The organism is Streptomyces sp. NBC_01426 (genome assembly GCF_036231985.1).
Lineage (GTDB): Bacteria > Actinomycetota > Actinomycetes > Streptomycetales > Streptomycetaceae > Streptomyces.
Genome location: NZ_CP109500.1, coordinates 1,360,059 through 1,379,662, shown reverse-complemented (window position 1 = coordinate 1,379,662; position 19,604 = coordinate 1,360,059). Strand labels below are relative to the sequence as shown.

The following is a 19,604-nucleotide window of genomic DNA, read 5'->3' as shown; positions in this document are numbered from 1 at the left end:
GGCGTGTCACCGGCGGCGGGACCGCAGGGCGGCCCGACGCCGCTCGCCGCGCGAGGCGGCCTCGTCGGAGCCGGCCGCCGCGGCGCCCGCTCCCTCGCCCAGTCCGGCGACGAACCCGGCGACGGTGGGTCGGGCGAACACGTCGACCAGGCGGATCTCCCGGCCGAGGCGTGCGCCCAGTTCCAGTTGGAGGCGGGCGGCGAGCAGCGAATCGCCGCCCGCCTCGAAGAAGTTGGTGTGCCGTCCGAAGGAGTCACCGCCGAGCACCCGCCGCCACGCGTCGGCGACCACCTGTTCGGCGCCGGCCAGCGGCGGCTCGCCGGCACGGACCACCGTCTCCGCCGGTACCGGGAGCCGGGCACGGTCGCGCTTGTTGGTGCGGGTCCGGGGCAGCGCGTCCAGCAGCACCACCGTCTCCGGGACCACCGCGGCCGGCAGCCGGTCGGCGAGGTGGGCCCGCAGTTCGGCGGCGCTCACCCCGTCCGCCGCCACGGCGTACCCGACCAGACGCGGCGTGCCCGCCCGGTCGTGGAGGGCCGCGGCGGCCTCCCGTACCGCCGGGTGGGACTCCAACAGCGCCTCGATCTCCTCCAGTTCCACCCGATTCCCGCGGATCTTCACGAGGCTTCCGGTGCGGCCGGTGAAGGCGAGTTCGCCGTCCGGCAGGAAGCGGCCCAGGTCTCCGGTGCGGTACAGCGTCCCTCCGGGCCGCCACGGGTCGGGCACGTACGCCTTGGCGCTCTCCTCGGGCCTGTTGCGGTACGAGCCGGCCAGCAGGTCGCTGCGCAGGTGGATCTCGCCCACGACACCGACCGGGCAGGGCCGGCCCCGGTGGTCCAGGACCAGCGCCTCCCGACCCGGGATCGGCACGCCGATCGGCACCGAGTCCGGGAACGCCTCGCCGGGCTTCAGCTCCCGGTGCGTGGCCAGCACGCACTCGGTCGGCCCGTACAGGTTGTGCAGGGCCGGCCGGTCGGGCCGCTCCGCCCAGGCCGCGGCCAGGGACGGGGGCAGCGCCTCACCCGCGAGGAGCAGGTGCTCCAGGTCCGGCAGTCCCTCGCCGGCACGGTCCAGGGCCTCGGTCAGCACGGTGAGGAAACCGGGCACCGTCTGGATCTGCGTGATCCGTTCGGCGCGCAGCCACCCGGCCAGCGCCACCGGGTCGTGGCGGGTGCCGTCGGGCGGCACGCACAGCGTCGCACCGTGGCACAGGGCCGCGAACACCTCCGTGTAGGCGGCGTCGTAGGTGAACGGCGCCCACTGCGCGACACGACTCCCGGGCCGCACCGAGAAGCGGGACCCCTGCCAGTCGGCGAACTGGGCGAGCGTCGCGTGCGGCAGCACGATGCCCTTGGGCGTACCGGTCGAACCGGACGTGTACACCAGGCACAGCGCGTCGTCACCGGTCGTCGCCGGCGCCGTCGGCCGGGGGGCCGCCGGGCGATCGCCGGCCGGCGCCACCGCGTCGCACCACTCCACCGGGACGCCGCCGAACCGCACCGCCTCCCGGTCCCACAGCGCGGGGTACGCCGCCAGGGAAGCCTCGGTGGCCAGCAGCGCGACGGGGTCCGCGTCGGCAAGTACGGCGCGCAGCCGCAGCTCGGGGCCGACCCCGTCGAGGACCGCGAACGCCGCACCGGTCTTGGCCACGCCGAGGACGGCCGCGGTCTGCGCGGGTCCGGTGGGCAGCAGCACCGACACGAAGCGGCCGGGGCCGGCCCCGCGCGCCGACAGCCGGACCGCGATGTCGTCGCTCCAGCGGTCCAGCTCCGCGTAGGTGACCTCCACCCCGGCACACCGCACGGCCGGCGCGTCGGGGTGCTCGGTCGCCACGGCCCGGAACAGCTCGTGCACCGGTACGCCGTGGGCGGCGCGGTACGCGCCCGGTTCCGCCGCGGGGTGGGGCGAGGGGGTCTCGCCCCGTCCCAGGTCGACATCGTCCAGGTCGGCGTCGGGGTCGTCGAGCGCCGCGGACAGGAGGGTCTCCAGCCGGCGGACGAACCGGGCCGCCGACTCCTCGCCGAAACGGGAGACGGCGTACTCCAGCACCCCGTCGATCCGGTCGGCGTGCTCGTCCAGGGCGAGCGTGAGGTCGTACTTCGCGGTCGCGGTGCGCACCGGCCGCAGCTCACCGGTGACGTCGCCCAGCCGGACCAGGTCGGGCGCCGCGTCCTGCCACACCAGCGAGGCCTGGGCGAGCGCCGGCCGCCCCGGGTCGCCCGCCAGGCCCAGTTCGGCGACGAGCCGGTCGAAGGGGACCAGCGGCCGGTCCAGGTCCGCGGCGAGCAGCCGACCGGTGCGGGCGGCGAGCTCGGCGAAGCCGGGTGTACCGGAGAGGTCCACCCGTACCGGCAGGGTGTTGACCAGGTTGCCGACGAGGCCCTCCAGCCCGGGCGCCTCACGGTTGGCGACGGGTACGGCGACGACGACGTCGTCGGTCGCCGCGTAACGGCCCAGCAGGGAGCCGAACACGGTGAGCAGCACGGTGAACGGCGTCACCCGCAGCCGGGCGGCCGTCCGGCGCAGCCGCGCGGTGACGTCCGGGGACAGCTCCACGGGCAGCGTGCGGCCGGCCCCGCGGGCGCCGTCGGCGAGGGCCTGCGGATCGGTGGGCAGGGCGAGCACCCCGGGGTGCCCGGCGAGGCGCTCGCACCAGTACGCCAGGTGCCCGGCCCGCACGGCACGACCCTCGGGGGTGTCGGCCGCACCGGCATGGCCGATGAACTCGGCCCCGGGCTGCGGCAGTCGCGCGGCACCGGCGGCGTGCACGCCGTACAGGGCGGCCAGTTCGCGCACGGCCACGGAGACGGACCAGCCGTCCACCGCGATGTGGTGGGCCGTGCACAGCAATTCCGCGCGCCCCTCCCCCCGTACGAGGGTGAGGCGCAGCAGCGGTCCCACCGCCAGGTCGAACGGGCGGGCCGCCTCCGCGGCGGCGAACGCCTCCCAGGCGTCCTCGGTGTCCCCGGTGTTCCGGGTGTCCTCGCCGGGGGAGTCCGGCAGATCGACGACGGCGAGCCGTACCGCGTCCGCGGCCAGCGGCACCAGGACGGGCCCCTCGTCCTCCCAGCCGACACGGGCCGCCAAGACCTGGTGACGGGTCACCAGGTCGCGCAGCGCGGCCGCCAGGGCGTCCGCGTCGACGTCGCCGTCCAGACGGACCGCGCCCGCCAGGTTGTAGGCCGCCGAGGCGGGGGCGAGCCGTTGGGCCAGCCACAGCTGCCGCTGCTGGTCGGTGAGCGGCACCGGATCGCCGAGCCCGCGCGGAGGCACGGCGGCGAGACCGGGCACCGGCTCGGCGTCCCGACCGGCGAGCGCACCGGCGGCCGAGCGGGCCAGGGTCGCCGGGGTCGGGTCCGCGTAGAAGGCGGCCAACGACGGGGCCTGCCCGAACTCCGCGCGCACCAGCCCGATCAGCCGACCGGCGGCGATCGAGTTGCCGCCCGCCGCGAGGAAGTCGTCGTCGGTTCCGACCGTGTCCGGGGCGAGCCCCAGCACCGCCGCCCAGTGCCGTACGACGGAGCGCTCGACGGCGGTGACCGGGGCGGTCCGCCCCGTGCCGGACCGCAGGGTGCGCGCCGCGCGGGTCAACGCGGGCCGGTCGATCTTGCCGCTGGTGTTCAACGGCAGTTCGGCGACCTCGTCGAACACGGCCGGGACGGCCGCCGCGGGCAGCCGCTCGCGCAGGTGCCGGCGCAGCGCCTCGGTCGACACCCCGCCGGTCCGCGCCGGGACGACGAACGCGACCAGGCGCGGGCCCGAGGCCCCCGCGCGATCGATGACCACGGCGACCTGCCGTACGTCCTCGTGGGTACCCAGCAGGGCCTCGACCTCGCCCGGTTCGATGCGATGGCCGAGGATCTTGACCTGCTGGTCCACCCGCCCCAGCACGACCAGCCGGCCGTCCGGGAGGTACCGGGCCAGGTCACCGGTGCGGTAGACGGTCCCGCCGGTCTCGGTGACCGGGTCCGGCACGAAGACGGTCGAGGTCAGCTCGGGCCGGTTCCAGTAGCCGGCCGTCACGCCCGCCCCGCCGACGACCAGCTCGCCGACGGCCCCGACGGGCACGGGCCGACCGGCCGCGTCCAGGACGTGGCAGACGGTGCGGGCGACGGGACGCCCCACGGTGACCGGTTCGCCCGGCAGGACGCGCCCGGCGGTGGACCAGATCGTCGTCTCGGTGGGCCCGTACAGGTTCCACACCTCGGCGCAGCGCTCCAGGAGCCGCCCGGCCAGTACCTCGTCGAGGGCCTCGCCGCCGCTGAACGCCCGAAGGCCGCCCAGGCCCGGCCAGCCGCCGTCCAACAGACCCCGCCACAGGGACGGCGTGGCCTGCATCAGCGTGGCCCCGGACTTCTCCAACAGCGTCCCCAGGGCCTCCGCGTCGCGGACCGTCTCGCGCGGCGCGATCACCACCCGGGCGCCCGCGACGAGCGGGGCGAACAGTTCCAGGACACTGATGTCGAAGGTGAGCGAGGTGACGGCGACGAGCACGTCGTGCTCCTCGATGCCCGGCTCCCGCACCACGCTGTGCAGGAGGTTCGCCACACAGCCGTGCGGCACCGCCACACCCTTGGGCGTCCCGGTGGAACCCGAGGTGTACATCAGGTACGCGAGGGCCTCGGGCGCCGGACCGTCGGGGAACGGCACGTCCCCGACGGTGGGCGCCGGGCCGTCCGACAGCTCCCGCGGGTCGAGGAGGGGCGTCCCCTCCCCGGCGGCGTCCGCGAGGCCGGCGCCGAGCGGTTCGTCGGCGACCAGCAGCCGCGCGCCGCTGTCCTTCAGCACGTGGGCCGCCCGCTCGTCGGGCATCGCCGCGTCGAGCGGCACCAGCACGGCGCCGGCCCGCCACACCCCGACGATCAGCGGGATCAGTCCGGCGTCGCGCCGGACCCGCAGGGCCACCCGGTCACCCGCTCGCACCCCGCACCGGCCGGCGAGCGCGGCCGCCACCCGGTCGGCGGCGCCGGCCACGTCGGCCCGGGTGAGGGTCCCGTCGGCGGAGCCGACCGCGGGAGCGTCCCCGTCGCGCAGGGCGAGGACGCGCAGCGCCTCGGGGACGGCGCCCCAGGCAGGCGACGACGGGTCGCTCGTGTTGAAGTCCCGCACGATCCTGCGGGTCTCGTCCGGCGTGGTGACCGGCAGGTCGGCGATCGGCCGGCCCGGATCGTCCGCGGCGGCGGCCAGCAGGCACGACAGCGCGTCGGCGAACCCGGCGACGGTCTCCGGGGCGAGCAGCGCCGTGCGGTACTCCAGCGAGGCGTCCAGGTCGCCGGACGGCCGGGGCCGCAGGAACAGCGACAGGTCGTACTTGGCGGTGCCGCTGTGCGACGGCGCCGGCGCGGTCTCGACACCCGGCAGCCGCAGGGTCGTGGTGGGGCCGCTGTGAAAGGCGTACATCAGCTGGAACAGCGGCGTACGACCGGCGCCCGTCCCGGGGCCGAGATCCTCGACCACCAGGTCGAAGGGGGTGTCCCGGTGCCTGAGGTCCGCCTTGAGCGCCTGCCGGGTGCGGTGCAGCGCCTCCCGGAAGGTCGGCGTCCCGCTCAGGTCCACCCGGTGCGCCATCACGTTGAGCAGCGGGCCGATCATGCCGCCGAGCGCGGGCCGGTTGCGGGTGGCCACGGGCATGCCGACGACGAGGTCGTCCTGCCCCGCGTACCGCTGGAGGACGACGCAGTACGCCGTGAGGACCACGGCCGAGACACTGGTGAGTTCGGCCCGGCCGAGCGCCGAGAGCCGTGCGACGAGCTGCGCGGGGAGGGTGAACCCGTGCAGCGCGCCCGCCACCCGCGCCGTGCCCGGCGCCTCGTCGGCGGCGCCGACGCGCCGCCCGTCCGACGGCAGTCGCACCGGCTCCGGGTCGTCCCCGAGCCGGTCGCGCCAGTGGTCCAGGCCGCGACCCGCGTCCGGGTCGGTGCGCTGCCAGGCCGCGTAGTCGCCGAAGTCCACAGTGGGCCGGGGCAGTTCCTCCGTGAGGGAGGCCGGGCCGCTCGTCTCCACCGCGTACCGGTCCGCCAGTTCCTCCAGGAAGACCCCGAACGCCCAGGCGTCCACCACGATGTGGTGGGCGGTGAACAGCAACAGGTGCTCCCGCTCGGCCAACCGGAAGAGGTGGGTGCGCATCAACGGCGGACGCCCCGACAGGTCGAACGGAACCGAGGCAGCGCCGGCGACGAGTTCGACGAGGAGCCGCTCACGATCGTCCCGCGGGTGCCCGGTCAGATCGACCCGCTCCACGGCCGGACGCGTGCGGTCCTCGAACCGCTGTACCGGCGCGCCGTCCTCGTCGGCGACGACGGCGCAGCGCATCACCTCGTGACGGGTGGCGAGTTCGGCCAGGGCGCGCTCCAGCGCGTCGGCGTCCACCGGCCCGGTCAGCCGGAACGCCGCCGTCTCGTTGTGCAGCGCGGTGCCCGGCAGGACCTGCTCGGCCCGCCAGATGGCCCGCTGGGCGTACGAGAGCGGGGCCGTACGCCGGTCCGGGCGCGAGGGCAGGGGTGCGGCGGGGCTCATCGGGTGCTCCTTGCCGCGCCGGGGTGTCCGTCGCGGCCGTCGGTGATCACGGCGGCGAGGCCGGCGACGGTGGGCCGCCTCACGAAGGCGCCGACGGGGACGTCCACGGCGAAGCGGCTGCGCAGCCGGTCCAACAGCCGGGCGATCGCCAGCGAGTCGCCGCCGAGCAGGGTGAAGTCGTCGTCGCGGCCGATCCCCGGCAGGTGCAGCAGCTCGCTCCAGATGGCCGCGATCTCGCTCTCCAGGCCGTCCAGGGGAGCCTGTCCGGCGTCGCCGGCGTAGGCGGCGGAAGGCAGCGGGAGGGCCCGGCGGTCGGTCTTGCCGTTGAGGGTGCGGGGCACCGAGGCGAGCCGTACGTACACCGAGGGCCGGCTTCCGGGGGCCAGACCGGCGGCGGTGTGGGCGCGCAGGTCCTCGTCCGTCACCCCTTCGGCGACGACGTACGCGCACAGCACGGCCTCGGCGCCCGGCTCCTCCACGGCGGCCGCGCAGGCGTCCTGCACCCCCGGGTGGCGACGGAGCACGTCCTCGACCTCGCCGAGCTCGATGCGCACGCCGTTGACCTTCACCTGCTGGTCCCGCCGCCCGAGCACCTCCAGGACGCCGTCCTCGCGCAGTCTGCCCAGGTCGCCCGTACGGAAGCGGTCGCCGTCGCGGAACCCGCCGGCGGAACCGTCGAGGTACCCGCCGAGCGGGAACGGGGTACGCAGTTCCACCTCGCCGATCGCACCCGTGACGGGCTTCCCGCCGACCAGCACGCGAATCTCCACGCCCGGCATGGGGCGGCCCACCGGCACGGTCTCGGCGACGGCGTCCTCGGCGGTCAGCCGGTGGAACACCTTGGTCATGGTCGTCTCGGACGGCCCGTACAGGTTGACGAGCTCCTTGGCGTCACCGAACAGCCCGCGCCACCAGGCGACGTCCGCGGCCCGCACCGGCTCGCCGGCCAGCAGCACGGCCCGCAGCCCGGGCAGCGAGCCCGCGGTGAGTCCGGCGGAGCGCAGCGTACGGAAGACGGTCGGCACGCAGTGCAGCACCTCGACGGCGCGCTCCTCCAACCACGCGGCGAGCGCGGCCCCGACCGGGACCCCGCCGGATCCGGCCACCTCGACGGTCCCGCCCGCGCACAGCGGGAGCAGCGCGTCGCGCAGGAACGCGTCGAAGCCGGGGGAGGTGAGCAGGGAGACCCGGGTGCCGGGGCCGACCCGCAGCTCCCCGGCCTCCCAGTCCAGGAAGTGGGCGACGGCCGTCAGGCTGCCCCGGATGCCCTTGGGGCGGCCGGTGGTGCCCGAGGTGAAGTAGACGTACCCGCCGTCGGGGACGTCGAGGGCGCGCCAGTCGTCGACGTGCCACGCCCGCGCGGACCGCGCCTCGGCGTCGACCGTCTCGACGTCGATCCGTACGGCCCCGCCCGTGTCGCAGCCTTCGAGCGCGGCGCGCCCCGCGGCGTCGCAGACGACGTGGTCGGGCCCCAGGTCCTCCAGGATCGCCGTCCAGCGGGCGGCGGGCTGGCGCACGTCCACCGGGGCGAACGCCCTGCCCGCGGCGGCGCAGGCCAGGATGGTCGCCATGACGGCCACGGGGTCGGCGCAGGCCACCAGCACCGGGCCGCGGCGCGCCGGCCCGTCGCCGGCCGCGAGGACGGCCCGCAGACCGGACGCGAACTCGGCGAGTTCCCGACGGCTCCAGACGCGGTCGGGGGTGGTGACCGCCGGGGCCCGGCCGTCGCCCTCCACCTGTCCGGCCCAGCGGTCCAGGATCTTCGTGTGGCTCACAGCTCTCCGTTCGTGATCCGTCGCGCCACGACCGACAGGGGGTCGATGGCAGGGAATTCGTCCGCTCGGCCGGACTCCTCGATCGCCCGGGTGACCAGGTGGAGTTCGGTGCACGCGGCGACGTACGCGTTCACGCCGTAGCGCGACAGGGTGGCGCGCAGGAAGTCCACCGTCGCCGCGGGGTCGTCGCCGCGCTTGATCCGGTACACCTCACGGTGGAGTGCCTCCTGGTCGTCCGGATCCAGCAGCACCAGACGGTGCGCCGATTCGGCCGCGCGCGGGCCGGAGGTGAGGATGCCCGCCCGGGCGGTCCCGCGGGTGCAGAGCAGCAGGTGAGGCTCGTCCGCGCGGGCCAGTTCCTCGTGGATGATCTCGACCAACGAGATGCACCGCTTGGCGAGTTCGGGCGGCAGGTGGTCCAGTACGTGATGGGCCGTCACGCAGGCGATGACCACGCGTTCCGCCCCGGCGGAGACCAGTCCGCGCACCGCCGTCTCCACGGCTCGCAGCAGCGTTCCCAGTTCGCCCCGGCCGATCGCCTCGGTGCGGTCGACCACGGCAGGGTCGGACCAGAGCAGGATCCGGGGCGTGTCCTGTTCGGCCTGCCCGACGCAGGACCGGTAGACGGTCCGCAGCAGTTCCGTGGAGGCCAACGGCCCCATGCCGCCGACGACGCCGACGAGCGGATGGGAGGGGATGTCCGGAGCGGGGGAGGGCGGACAGCCACCCCCGTCGTCGGAGGTGGAGCGGGTCATCCGAGACACGGCAGATCGAACTCCTCGACGAAAAGCGCGAACGTCGCGACGAGCATCAGGTAGTCGGTGTCGAGGTGCGCGTGCACCTGACGGCTCTGGTCACGCTGTCGGCGTACGAGCGCGGCGACCGTGTCCGGGTTGAAGTACCCCTGCTTGCGGACGACCGCCGGTGACAGCAGCTCCTCGAACCAGTCGGCCTCACCGTCGAGGAGGTGGCTGCTGGTCTGGCCGCGGAAGCCGAACTTGGGCCGCGCCAGGACCTCGTCCGGAACACGCCCCCGGGCCACCCGGCGCAGGACGGCCTTCTCCCGGCCGTGGGCGACCAGCAGCTCGGGCGGCAGCGCGGTGGCCTGGTCGACCACGGCGCGACCCAGGAACGGGAACCGCAGCTCGACGCTGTTGGCGAGGGACATCCGGTCGCCGTGGTCGCCCAGCAGATGATCGGCGAGCCGCAGGTGGAAGTCCAGGTACGAGCGCTGGTGCAGCGGGTGACGGCCCCTCAACATGTCCGGTTCGACGAGGCGTTGCGTCGTGACGGAGAACCCGTCGAAGGCGTCGGCGAGGTCGTCGGCGTACAGGTCGCGGCGGAACTCGTGGGCGGGCAACTGGTCCTGCTCGTACCCGATGTCGAGACCCCACATCCGGTGCCGGATCTCCCGCTCCAACTGGGCGTCCAGGCCGCTGAGACGACTGCCGCCGAGGCCCGCGGCGTCGAAGCGGTAGCCGGGATAGCCGCCGAAGAGCTCGTCGGCGCCCTCACCGGTCAGCACGGCGACCGTGCCGTCGTCCCGCACGGCCGCCGAGAGGAGCATGGAGCTGACGTTGTAGGACTCGCGGACCGGTGTCTCGCTGTGCCGGACCATGGCGGTGAACCGCCGGGCCAGATCCGTGTGTCGGATCGGCACCTCGTGGTGATCGGTGCCCAGCCGGCCGGCAACGAGCCGCTGGTGCGGGCTCTCGTCGAAATCGTGGTCGGGAAAGACCGCGGAGTAGCTGGGCCAACGGTGCCCGGGACGCGCGGCGGCCGCGAAGGCGCCGATGAGGCTGGAGTCCAGGCCGCCGCTCAGGTACAGCCCGACCGGGACGTCGGCCGCCAGCCGGGTGCCGACCGATTCCTCCAGCAGCGTCTCCAGGTGCCGCGCGGATTCGTCCAGGCGCCGGTCGAGGGCGTCGGCCGGGACCGGCTCCAGATCGCCGGCCTGCGGGAAGTCCAGGTCCCAGTACCGTTCGACGCGCACGCCGGCGGAGTCGGCGACGAGCCGTTCGCCGGGGCGCAGGGCGTGGATCCCCTCGAACATCGTCCGCGGGCTGACCAGGCCCGGCAGGGTCATCACCTGGTCCAGGCCGCGCAGATCCACCTCGGGGCGCACGGCGGGATGGCGCAGAATCGCCTTGATCTCCGAGCCGAAGACAAGGAGACCGTCCACGACCGTGTAGAAGAGCGGCACGATGCCGGCGTGGTCGCGCGCCAGCAACAGCCGCCCGGCGACCGCGTCGTGGAGCGCGAAGGCGAACTGCCCGTCGAGGTGGGCGGTCAGGTCGTCCCCGTACTCGCGGTACAGGTGGACGAGGACCTCGGTGTCGCACGCGGAGCGGAAACGGTGCCCGCGGGCGTGCAGCACGGAGCGCAGGGCGCGGTGATTGTAGATTTCGCCATTGCACACGGAAACGATGTTTCCGTCTTCCGAGGAATGTGGTTGATTTCCCCGTTCGAGGTCGTTCAGCGCCAGTCTCCGAAAGCCGAGCGCAATTCCTTCGCGGACGTGAAATCCGGAATCATCCGGACCGCGGTGGGTCAGGCAGGCAGCCATGTCGCCAACGATTTGCCCGCTGGCTGCTTTCGCCCGATCCAGGCAAAATATACCCGCGATTCCACACACTCAGATCGTCCCCGTTCACACCTGCCCAGTCAACAAAACGGCAGGTCAAGCTGTTTTGCCAGTTGAGCCAGGCTCATGAAGAAAGTTCATGAAACCTTATTCCCCGACCCGCACGCTACCAGGGGGACACCATCCTTCCGCAAGACCACCAGGCATCTTCTTTGCACATTGTGAGAACGCACTCACTGGCTTGCCAACCCATCCCGCAATAAGCTCGGCAGACAGGCCGTCAAGCCTGTCGACATCACCCCGAACATGAAGGACGGTGCGCCGTGATCGGCCATCTGAACGCCCCCAGGTCCGACCGGAGCCGATGGACGCCATGGGATTCCGCGCCCGATCCGGACGGCGCCGCCGGACCGGTCCGCGTCTACTGTCTGCCGCACGCGGGAGGTTCGGCCGGCTCCTACCTGCCCTGGGCACGCGCTCAACACCAGCCGGGCCTACGGTTCGTTCCGGTGGAGCTGCCCGGCCGCGGCACCCGACTCGCCGAAGAGCCGCTGCGCTCCATGGACCAGGTGGTCGAAGGACTCCTCGACGTGCTCGCCCACCGGCCGGCGGACGAGCGGTTCATGCTCTTCGGCCACAGCATGGGTTCGCAGATCGCCTACGAGACGGCCCGCCGACTCGCCGCCGAGGAACTGCCCCTGCCGGTCTCCGTGATCGTCTCCGGCGGCAGGCCCCCGGGCGCGCCGGCCGTGGCGACGCTCCACGACCTGAGCGACGACCGGCTGATGAAGGGCATCGTCGAACTCGGCGGCACCCCGGCCGAGGTGTTGGAGCATCAGGACCTGGTGGACCTGCTCCTGCCGGTGATCCGCGCCGACCTGACGCTGCTCGCCGACTACACGACGCGGGTGCGCCCCACCGTCCTGCCCTGCCCGGTCGTGGCGCTCGGCGGTGCGGACGACAAGCTCGCCGGCCCGGAGTGGATCAGCGGCTGGCGCTCGACGACGGCCGCCCGCTTCCGCCACCGCATCCTGCCCGGAGACCACTTCTTCCTGCACACGCACCGCGCCGAGGTGATGGCCGAACTGGCCGCCGAGGCCGCCGACCAGGACGCCCCGGGCCACGGCTGACCGTCGTCCACCGCGGGAAGACGCGGTCGTGTTCCGGCCACCGGCCGTCCGGACCCCTTCCAGGGACCCGGACGGCCGGTCCGCGGGCCGGAAGCCCTCGCGGACCGCCGCGCACCGCCCCTGCCCCGGGGCGAACACCGTGCCTGACGTCGGGCTCATCGGCCCTCCCTCCGCTCCAGCGCGGCGGCGAGGATCCGCCCGATCTCGTCGATCGGGCCGGGATCGGCCAGCTCCAGGTGCCGGGCGTCGATCGGATGGTCCTCGATGCGTCCCACGACGTGGTTCACCCAGCTCTGCGGACCCGCCACGGACTGCCCCGCACCCGCCCCGGGGCCGTCGTAGGCGAACTCGGCGGTGGCGGTGAACGTCATCAGCCCGCCGTCGAGCACCCTCGGGAACCAGCGGGCCATCAGCTCGCCGTGGTAGCGGCAGGTGTCCAGCATCACCGCCAACTGGGCCGCGTCACGCGGCGCCGACGCACCCAAGGCGGGCGCGAGCAACCCGAGCAACTCCTCCGCGTCCGGTGTCCACCTCCCGTCGGCGGCCGCCTCCATGCGCTCCCGGGGAGCACGCACCGCGTCGAGGAGCCGGAGCAGGACCTCGCCCTCGGTGACCGTTCCCTGGCGCACGTCGGCCGCCGTGGGGGCCGTACTGTCCATCAGCGCCACCAGGTCGACGCTCTCGCCGCTCTCCTTGAGCTGGACCGCGATCTCGTGCACGAGCACGCCGCCGAACGACCATCCCAGCAGCCGGTACGGGCCGTGTGGCCGCACCTCGCGGATGCGCCGCGCGTACTCGGCCGCGAGCGCGCCCATGTCGGCCGGACGTTTCCCTCCGCCCGCTGGGCCGATGCCCTGCAACGCGTACACGGGCTGATCGGGGCCGAGGCCGCGCAGCAATCCCGCGTACCCGAACCCGTCGCCCACCACCGGATGCACGCAGAACAGCGGGGGCCGTGAGCCCTGCGCCCGCAGCGCCAGCAGCGGCTCCCACGCGGGGAGCGTCCCCCCGGGGTCGGCCACCGGCGTGGCGGCCGGCAGCGGGCCGGCCGGCGCCGTCACCGGGTCGATCGCCGCGGGCGCGGGGGGCACGGGGCCGGAGGCGACGCCGGCCGTCCCCGACAGCCGCTCGGCGATCAACCGGGGGGTGGGGCAGTCGAACAGGGCCCGGATCGGCAGGTCCACGCCCAGCTCGGCCCGGATGCCCTCGGCCAGCCGCACCATCAGCAACGAGTGCCCGCCCAGCAGGAAGAAGTCGTCGTCCGGCCGGACCACGGGCACGTCGAGCAGATCGGCGAAGAGCGTGGTGAGGATCTTCTCCAGCGGGGTCCGCGGCTCCTGGTCGGCCGAGTCCCCGACGACCGCCGCCGGATCGGGCAGCGCGGCCCGGTCCAGCTTGCCGTTGGCCGTCACCGGGATCGCGTCCAGGGGCACGTACGCCGTCGGCACCATGTGCTCGGGCAGCCGGCCCCGCAGATGCGTGCGCAGCTCCTCGGCGCCCGGCGCCGCGCCGCCCTGGGCGGGCACGAGGTAGGCGACGATGCGGGACGCGGCGCGCGGGTCCTCGCGTACGACCACGGCGCAGGAGCCGACCGCCGGGTGCTCGCGGAGCACGGCCTCGATCTCCCCCAACTCGATGCGGAAGCCCCGGACCTTGACCTGCCCGTCGACCCGGCCCTGATACTCGACGACACCGTCGGCCCGCATGCGCGCGAGGTCACCGGTGCGGTACATGCGGGTGCCGGGGGCGCCGTGCGGGTCCGCGACGAACCGCTCGGCGGTCAACGCGGGCCGGTCCAGATAGCCGCGGGCCAACTGCACGCCCGCCAGGTAGAGGTCACCGGTGACGCCCGGCGGCACCGGCTGGAGTTCGGCGTCCAGGACGTAGACGCGGGTGTTCCACACCGGCCGCCCGATCGGCACGGGCCTGGTCGGATCGTCGTCCGGGCCGCAGGCCCACGCGGTCACCTCGATCGATGCCTCGGTCGGGCCGTACAGGTCCACCAGCAGCACGTCGGGCAGCACCTCGCGGAACCGGCGCGCGGTCGCCGAACCCAGCGCCTCGCCACTGGCGACGACCAGGCGCAGCGACCGGCAACGCCCGGCGTCGGGATCCTGGAGGAAGACGTCCAGCATGGAGGGGACGAACTGCGCCACGGTGATCCGCTCCTCGCGGATCAGCCGGGACAGGTAGGCGGGATCACGGTGCCCCTCGGGCTTGGCGACGACCAGCGTGGCACCCGTGGTCAGCGGCCAGAAGAACTCCCAGACCGACACGTCGAAACTGGACGGGGTCTTCTGCAACACCCGGTCGTCGGCCGTCAGTCGGTACTCCTCCTGCCCCCAGCGCAGCCGGTTGGCGACGCCCTCGTGCGGGACGACGACCCCCTTGGGACGCCCGGTGGAGCCGGAGGTGTAGATCACGTACGCGGGATCGGAGGGGGAGGGGCCGACCGGTGCGAGAACGGCGGACCCCTCGCCGGCCGGCTCGTCCGTCGCCCCGGCCCACGGGTCCACCACGGTGAGGCCCTCGGGCACCCCCAGGGCCTCGGCGGTCCGCCCCGCCGCGACGAGCGCGGCCGGCCGGGCGTCGGCCAGCATGAACGCCAGCCGCTCCGCCGGGTAGTCCGGATCGAGCGGCACGTGCGCGCCGCCCGCCCGGTGGACGGCGCACAGGGCGGCTACCAGTTCGACCGAGCGCGGCAACGCCACCGCGACCCGGCTCCCGGGGCCGACCCCGGCGGCCGTCAGCCGCCGGGCGAGCACCTCCACCCGGCCGTCCAGTTCGGCGTAGCTGACCGCGGCGCCCTCGAAGACCACGGCGGTGGCCTCGGGCGTCCGCGCGATCTGCTCGGCGACGGCTTCGGCGAGGGTGGTCGGCGGCAGGTCCCGCCGGGTGTCGTTCCACTCCTCCAGGATCCGGGTCCGCTCGTCGTCGGCGAGCAGCCCGACCCGGCTCAGCGGCAGGTCCGGGTCGGACGCGACGGCGGTGAGCAGTCGGGCCAGCCGGTCGGCGAGAGCGGCCGCGGTGGATTCGTCGAAGAGGTCGGCCCGGTACTCGACGGAACCGACCAACGCGCCCGCCGCGCCGTCCGTCGCGGACTCCGCGCCCAGCGTGAACGTCAGGTCGAACTTGGCCGGGGCGAGACCCACTTGCATGCCCCGCGTCGAGACGCCGGGAATGTCGAGGGACGTCTCCACGGCCTGGTTCATCACCAGGGCGACCTGGAACAGCGGGTGACGGCCGGGCGAGCGCGCCGGGTTGACGAGGTCCACCAGGCGTTCGAAGGGCAGGTCCTGGTGCGCGTACGCGGCGAGGTCGGTCTCCCGCACCCGCCGCAGCAACTCCCGGAACGTCGGATTGCCCTCGGTGCGGGTGCGCAGGACCAGGGTGTTCACGAAGAAGCCGACGAGTTCGCCCAGCCCCTCGTCGAGCCGCCCGGCCACCGGCGTGCCCAGCGGAATGTCGGTACCGGCGCCCAGCCGGGTCAACAGGCCCGCGAGGCCCGCCTGGACGGCCATGAAGAGACTGGCGCCCTCACCGCCCGCGAGCTCCACCAGGGCGCGGTGCACCGAGGCGTCGACCCGCAGCGGCACGACCCCGCCCGCGTGCCCCGTCGCGGCCGTACGACGTCGGTCCACCGGCAGCGCGATCTCCTCCGGCAGCCCCCGCAGGGCCTCGCTCCAGTGGGCCCACTGCTCGGCGGCCAGGGAGCGCGGATCCTGGTCGTCCCCGAGCAGCGCGTGCTGCCAGAGGGTGTAGTCGGCGTACTGCACCGCGAGCGGCGCGCCGCGGTCGGGCTCCCCACCGGCCAGCCGGGCCCGGTACGCGGCGCCCAGGTCGCGGGCGAGCGGCCCCAGGGACCAGGCGTCACAAGCGATGTGATGGATGGTCAGCAACAGCACGTGCCGCTCGGGCGCGATCCTGAACACCCGCGCCCGGACGGGCGGTCGGTGGGCCAGGTCGAAGGGCTCCGAGGCGGCGGCCGCGAGCACCGCGTCGAGCGCGGCGCCGTCGGCGTCGTCCGGGTCCAGCGGCAGCACGTCGAGCAGCGCCGGCAGCCGGCGCGGGTCGAGGACCAGCTGCCGGGGCGCACCGCCGTCGTCCGGGAAGACCGTGCGCAACGACTCGTGCCGTTCGACGACGTCGCCGAGGGCGGCCGCCAGCGCCCCGATGTCGAGCGGCCCGTCGAGCCGCAGCGGGAGCGGGACGTGGTAGGCCGGACTCTCCCGGTCCAGGCGCTGGAGGAACCAGAGCCTGCGCTGCGCGTACGACAGGGGGATCCGGTCGGGGCGCTCCGCCGGCAGCAGCGCGGGACGGCGACGCTCGCCGCCCCCCGCCCCGTCGGCCCCCACGAGCCGGGCCAGGCCGGCCGGGGTACGGGCCTCGAACACGGACCGGACCGTGAGGTCGGCCCCGGTCACGGTGCGGATGCGACTGATCAGCCGCATCGCGAGCAGCGAGTGGCCGCCCAGGGTGAAGAAGTCCTGGTCGGGCCCGACCTCGGGCATCCGCAGCACCTCGGCGAACAGCGCGCACAGGGCGGTCTCCGCGGGGCCCTCGGGCGCGCGCCCCGGACCCTCGGAGATCCGTACCTCCGGTTCGGGCAGCGCCGCGCGGTCCAGCTTGCCGCTGCTGGTGAGCGGCAGCGCGTCGAGGTGGGAGTACGCCGCGGGAATCATGTACGCGGGCAGTCGCCGCGCGAGGTGCGCGCGCAGCTCCGCCGGGTCGGGGTCGGCGCCCGGAGCGAGCGCGAGGTAGCCGGCCAGGAAGCGGTCGTCGGGGGAGTCGCCCCGGACGACGACGGCGGCCTGGACGATGCCCGGGTACTGCTCCAGGACCGCCTCGATCTCGCCCGGCTCGATCCGGAAGCCGCGGATCTTCACCTGCTCGTCCGCCCGACCGAGGTACTCGACCTGGCCGTCGCGACGCAACCGCGCGAGGTCCCCGGTCCGGTACATCCGCGAACCGGGCGGACCGTACGGGTCGGCCACGAACCGCTCCGCGGTGAGCGCGGCACGGCCGAGGTAGCCGCGGGCCACCTGCACCCCGGCGAGGTACAGCTCACCGCGGACGCCGACGGGGGCCGGTCGCAGCGACTCGTCCAGCACGTAGGCGCGCACGCCGTCGATGGGCCGGCCGATGACCGGGGTGGCGCTGTCGCCCAGCGCGCAGGCCAGGGCGTCGACGGTGGTCTCCGTCGGCCCGTAGTAGTTGTGCACGGCCAGGCCCGGCACGGCCGCGAGCCGGGTCCACAGGTCGGAGCCCACGGCCTCGCCGCCGAGCATCAGCACCTCGGGCCGGTGCGCGTCCTCATCCAGCAGGCCGGCGGCGATCAGCGGCGCCACGTAGGTGGGGGTGAGGTCCAGGAAGGCCACCCGCTCGCGCCGTACGTACGCCACCAGCGCCTTCGGGTCGAGCCGGACGTCGTCGGAGAGCAGGTGCAGCCGGTGGCCCTCCAGCATCCAGAACAGCGGCTCCCACGAGGTGTCGAAGGTCAGGGAGGCCACCAGGGCGACGTCCAGGCCGTCCGGGGTTCCCGGGCGCACCAGTCGGGCCCGGTGGTGCCGCATCAGGTTGGTCAGGGACCGGTGCTCGACGACGACGCCCTTGGGGGTGCCGGTCGAGCCCGAGGTGTGGATGACGTACGCGGCGTCGCCGGGGCCCGTGGGCCCGGTGCGGTCGGCGTCCGTCAGGTCGTGCGAGGGGTGCGCGGCGACCGCGGCCGACACCCGCGGGTCGTCGATCACGCAGGCCGCCGGATGGTCGAACGGTGCCTCGACGGCGGCCCGGGACACGAGCACGCACACGGGGCGGACGGTGTCGAGGATCCCGGCGAGCCGTTCGCCCGGAGTGTCCGCGGCGACGGGCACGTAGGCGGCCCCGGACTTCAGGATGGCGAGGAGGCTCACGAGGAGATCGGCGTCCCGGGTCGCCATGAGCACCACGTACCGCTCGGGGCCGGCGCCGCGCCGCACGAGTTCCCGGGCCAGCCGGTTCGCCCGCGCGTTGACCTCGGCGAAGGTCAACCGGGTTGCGCCGGCGACCACCGCGATCCGTTCGGGGTCGGCCGCCGCGCGTTCCTCGAAGGCACGGTGGAAGGTGATGTCCGGGGGAGCCCCCGCGCCGGTGGGGAGCGCGGGTCCGTTCCAGGCGGCGGACAGGGCCGCCCGGTCCTCGGCGGTCAACAGGTCGATGGAGCCGATCCGCTGGTCGGGGTCGGCGACGACCGCCTCCAGCAGCAGGGTGAGCCGGCTCATCAGGGCCTCGGCGCCGGCCAGGTCGAAGAGGTCGCTGCTGTACTCGACGAAACAGGTCAGCCCGCCCGGGCCGCCGTCGTCGTCGCGGCGTTCCATGACGTTGAACGACAGGTCGAACCGGGCGCCGCCCGGGTCGGCCTCCACGAACTCGATGTCCACGCCGGGGAAGACGAGTTCGGCCTTGGGCAGGTTCTGGAAGGCGAGCATCACCTGGAACAGGGGATGCCAGCCCAGCGAACGCGGCGGGTTGAGCGCGGTGATCAACCGCTCGATAGGCATCTCCTGGTGGGAGAAGCCCTGGAGGTCGACCCGCCGGACCCGCTTGAGCAGCTCCCGGAAGGTCGGATCGCCCGAGGTGTCCACGCGCAGTACGAGCGGGTTCACGAAGTACCCGACGACGTCGTCGTAGCGCTCGTCCATCCGCCCGGCGGTGGGACTCGCGATCGGGATGTCCGTCCCGGAGCCGGACCGGGTCAGCACCGTGGCGAGCGCGGCCTGGACGAGCATGAACAGGCTCACCCGACACGTGCGCGTCAGCGCCAGCAGCTCACGGTGCAGCCCGGCGGGGATCTCCCAGGGGAAGTAGTCGCCCTCGAAGGTCTTCACCGCCGGCCGGGGACGGTCGGTGGGCAGTTCGAGGCAGTCCGGTATGCCGTCCAGGGCCTTGCTCCAGTAGCCAAGCCGGCCGCTGATCCCGCTGTCGGGGTCCTCCAGGTCGCCGAGCGAGGTGCGCTGTTCGAGCGCGTAGTCGGCGTAACTCGCCTGGAGCGGGGCCCAGATCGGCTCCCTGCCCTGGCTCCGGGCGAGATACGCGGCGCTCAGGTCCCGGGCCAGCGGAGCCATGGACCAGCCGTCACCGGCGATGTGGTGCTGCACCATCAGCACCACGTGCTCCCGGGGACCGAGCACGAAGACGTGCAGGCGCAGCAGCGGGTCCGCCGTCAGGTCGAAGAGGACCCGGCAGGCGGCGGCGATCAACTCCGGCAGCTCCTCCTCGCCGGCCTCGGCCACGGTGAGCGGCGTCGGCACCTCCGCCGGGTCCAACACGTGCTGGTACGGGGTTCCGTCCCGCTCGGGGAAGACCGTGCGCAGCGCGGCATGGCGTCCGATCACATCGTCCAGCGCCGCCCGGAGGGCGTCGATGTCGACGATTCCGGTGAGCCGCATGGCCACCGGCATGTGGTACGACGCGTCGCCGTCCTGCAGCCGGTCGTTGAACCAGAGGGCCAACTGTGCGTACGACAGCGGAATCCCCGTCGACCGGTCGGCTTCACCCTGCACGTGTCTTCCTTCTTCCCCGTGTGGACCTGTGGTCCGAATCGCGACAACTACCCGTCAA

Annotated in this window: 6 protein-coding genes; 1 reads left to right on the top strand and 5 read right to left on the bottom strand. The window is 74.3% G+C overall.

Translation table 11 applies throughout. The features are described 5' to 3' along the window. Nucleotides 1–6 precede the first annotated feature (6 nt). From OG906_RS06150 to asnB, 4 genes are read right to left on the bottom strand one after another with little or no spacing between them, the layout of a single operon-like run. A complete protein-coding gene (locus tag OG906_RS06150; RefSeq protein ID WP_329440758.1) occupies nucleotides 7–6,516 on the bottom strand; it encodes a non-ribosomal peptide synthetase in 6,510 nt (2,169 codons plus the stop codon). Further along, nucleotides 6,513–8,291: a non-ribosomal peptide synthetase gene (locus OG906_RS06145; RefSeq protein ID WP_329440756.1), complete on the bottom strand. Its 1,779-nt coding sequence runs from the start codon at nucleotides 8,289–8,291 to the stop codon at nucleotides 6,513–6,515. Before OG906_RS06145 ends, OG906_RS06150 begins: the two co-directional genes overlap by 4 nt. Further along, the gene (locus OG906_RS06140) at nucleotides 8,288–9,046 is read right to left on the bottom strand and encodes an aspartate/glutamate racemase family protein (RefSeq protein ID WP_329440754.1); all 759 of its coding nucleotides are present in this window, start codon (nucleotides 9,044–9,046) and stop codon (nucleotides 8,288–8,290) included. Before OG906_RS06140 ends, OG906_RS06145 begins: the two co-directional genes overlap by 4 nt. Then, nucleotides 9,043–10,926: an asparagine synthase (glutamine-hydrolyzing) gene (gene asnB / locus OG906_RS06135; protein ID WP_329440752.1), complete on the bottom strand. Its 1,884-nt coding sequence runs from the start codon at nucleotides 10,924–10,926 to the stop codon at nucleotides 9,043–9,045. Before asnB ends, OG906_RS06140 begins: the two co-directional genes overlap by 4 nt. 272 nt (nucleotides 10,927–11,198) lie before the next feature. On the opposite strand from asnB, the gene OG906_RS06130 reads away from it, so the two are divergent. Beyond that, entirely contained in the window at nucleotides 11,199–12,005 is an 807-nt protein-coding gene (locus tag OG906_RS06130) for a thioesterase II family protein (RefSeq protein ID WP_329440750.1), read from the top strand. Nucleotides 12,006–12,160: 155 nt separating this feature from the next. Here OG906_RS06130 and OG906_RS06125 read toward each other — a convergent pair whose 3' ends face one another. Beyond that, on the bottom strand, nucleotides 12,161–19,546 hold the full coding sequence (locus tag OG906_RS06125; RefSeq protein WP_329440748.1) for a non-ribosomal peptide synthetase: 7,386 nt from the start codon (nucleotides 19,544–19,546) through the stop codon (nucleotides 12,161–12,163). Nucleotides 19,547–19,604: the final 58 nt, after the last annotated feature.

Bases quoted from the DNA above. Each gene is read 5' to 3' on its own strand.
- OG906_RS06150 (WP_329440758.1), bottom strand. From the start codon at position 6,516: ATGAGCCCCGCCGCACCCCTGCCCTCGCGCCCGGACCGGCGTACGGCC.
- OG906_RS06140 (WP_329440754.1), bottom strand. From the start codon at position 9,046: ATGACCCGCTCCACCTCCGACGACGGGGGTGGCTGTCCGCCCTCCCCC.